The following is a 2,918-nucleotide window of genomic DNA, read 5'->3' as shown; positions in this document are numbered from 1 at the left end:
AACGAGTTCATTGACATATTGCGAAGTAGAAGAGAAGAAGAATAAAGTCGCGCAAGCGAATTAAGGGCGCATGGGGGATACCTAGGCTCTCAGAGGCGATGAAGGACGTGATAAGCTGCGAAAAGCTATGGGGAGCAGCACATATGCATTGATCCATAGATATCCGAATGGGGCAACCCAGTCAGGTGAAGCCTGATTACCCTACGGGGGGCAAACGCGGGGAACTGAAACATCTAAGTACCCGCAGGAGAAGAAAATAACAATGATTCCGTAAGTAGTGGCGAGCGAACACGGAAGAGCCCAAACCACTTTGGTTACGGCCAGAGTGGGGTTGTAGGACCCACCAAGTGGATAAATAGCGAACTGGAATGGCATGGGAAGGCCAATCGTAGAGGGTGAGAATCCCGTACAGGCAGTGAATTTATCTGAGTGGGTATCCTGAGTAGGTGGGGACCGGTGAAATCCCCTCTGAATCCGGCGGCACCATCCGCCAAGGCTAAATACTCCTGAGAGACCGATAGTGAACGAGTACCGTGAGGGAAAGGTGAAAAGTACCGCGAGCAGCGGGGTGAAATAGAACTTGAAACCATGCGCTTACAAGCGGTCGGAGCCTACGGGTGACGGCGTGCCTTTTGCATAATGAGCCTACGAGTTACGGTTACTGGCAAGGTTAATGTATGAAGTACAGGAGCCGAAGCGAAAGCGAGTCTGAATAGGGCGATTAGTCAGTGGCCGTAGACGCGAAACTTTGTGATCTACCCATGATCAGGTTGAAGCGCTGGTAACACATCGTGGAGGACCGAACCGGTAAACGTTGAAAAGTTTTCGGATGAATTGTGGGTAGGGGTGAAAGGCCAATCAAACTGAGAAATAGCTCGTACTCCCCGAAATGTTTTTAGGAACAGCGTTGTGGTTGAGTCATGTTCAGGTAGAGCTACTGATAGGACTAGGGGGAGTCAAATCCTACCAAATTCTGACAAACTCCGAATGGGGCATGATATACACGGCAGTGAGGGCTGGGGTGCTAAGGTCCCAGTCCGAGAGGGGAACAACCCAGAGCATCAGCTAAGGTCCCAAAATATATGCTAAGTTGAACTAAGGGGGTCCGACTGCAGAGACAGCCAGGATGTTAGCTTGGAAGCAGCTATACATTTAAAGAGTGCGTAACAGCTCACTGGTCGAGCGGGGCGGGCATCGATAATAAACGGGCATCAAGCATATTACCGAAGCTATGCGATTGTATTTATACATATCGGTAGGGGAGCATTCTCACAGGGGTGAAGGTTCGGCGTGAGCCGGGCTGGACTGGTGAGAAAAGCAAATGTAGGCATAAGTAACGATAATGCGGATGAGAAATCCGCACACCGAAAGACTAAGGATTCCTCCGCTATGCTAATCAACGGAGGGTTAGGCGGGGCCTAAGGTATAGCCGACAGGCGACTACCGATGGACAGCAGGTTAATATTCCTGCCCCTGCATGCAGTGTGAAAGAGTGACGGAGCGACGTGGATGGTACGTACTGACGGAATAGTGCGTTGAGCCGAGCCTACGGGCAAAGCGAATCATCGAAGACGCTTCCAAGAAAAGCTTTTGAAACGCCAGCTGTATGCAGCCCGTACCGTAAACCGACACAGGTAGTCGAGAAGAATATTCTAAGGTGCTCGAGTGAATCACGGCTAAGGAACTCGGCAAATTAACCCTGTAACTTCGGGAGAAGGGGAGCCTCCTCTGCAAAGAGAGGCCGCAGAGAAATGGCCCAGGCGACTGTTTAGCAAAAACACAGGGCTCTGCCAAAACGAAAGTTGACGTATAGGGCCTGACACCTGCCCGGTGCTGGAAGGTTAAGAGGGGATGTCATCGCAAGAGAAGCATTGAATCGAAGCCCCAGTAAACGGCGGCCGTAACTATAACGGTCCTAAGGTAGCGAAATTCCTTGTCGGGTAAGTTCCGACCTGCACGAATGGTGTAACGATCTGGGCACTGTCTCGGCCGTGAGCTCGGTGAAATTGTAGTAGCGGTGAAGATGCCGCTTACCCGCCACGGGACGGAAAGACCCCGTGCACCTTTACTATAGCTTTGCATTGTTTTCGGGTCAGGGATGTGTAGGATAGGTGGGAGGCTGTGAGTGGGCGTCGCCAGGCGTTCAGGAGCCAACGTTGAAATACCACCCTTCGCTGGCCTGGGATCTAACTGCTCTTGTGAGCAGGACCGTGCATGGTGGGTAGTTTGACTGGGGTGGTCGCCTCCAAAAGTGTAACGGAGGCTTCCAAAGGTCTGCTCAACACGCTTGGTAACCGTGTGTGGAGTGCAATAGTACAAGCAGGCTTGACTGCGAGACCGACGGGTCGAGCAGGTGGGAAACCAGGGTATAGTGATCCGGTGGTTCTGTATGGAAGGGCCATCGCTCAAAGGATAAAAGGTACGCCGGGGATAACAGGCTGATCTCCCCCAAGAGCTCACATCGACGGGGAGGTTTGGCACCTCGATGTCGGCTCGTCACATCCTGGGGCTGGAGAAGGTCCCAAGGGTTCGGCTGTTCGCCGATTAAAGTGGCACGCGAGCTGGGTTCAGAACGTCGTGAGACAGTTCGGTCCCTATCTGTGGTGGGCGTAGGAAGATTGACGGGGGCTGCCTTTAGTACGAGAGGACCGAGGTGGACCCACCGCTGGTGAGCCGGTTGTTACGCCAGTAGCATGGCCGGGTAGCTATGTGGGGAATAGATAAGCGCTGAAAGCATCTAAGTGCGAAACTAGCCCGAAGATGAATCTTCCACATAAGGGTCGTTGTAGACTACGACGTTGATAGGCTGCAGGTATACATGTAGAAATACACTTAGCTGAGCAGTACTAATTACCCAACAGCTTGCACATTTAATCTTTATCCTTCATCTCTTCTACTTCCAATATGACATGAAAAGA

Annotated in this window: 1 rRNA gene; it reads left to right on the top strand. The window is 51.8% G+C overall.

Features of this window, described 5'->3' with window-relative positions:
- Positions 1–49 precede the first annotated feature (49 nt).
- Positions 50–2,870: ribosomal RNA gene (locus AAHB90_RS32300) — 23S ribosomal RNA — on the top strand.
- Positions 2,871–2,918: the final 48 nt, after the last annotated feature.

It is taken from the genome of Dyadobacter sp. OTU695 (assembly GCF_038440355.1).
GTDB lineage: Bacteria > Bacteroidota > Bacteroidia > Cytophagales > Spirosomataceae > Dyadobacter.
The sequence above is the reverse complement of the archived record's forward strand: the minus strand, read 5'-3'. Positions and strand labels throughout refer to the sequence as shown.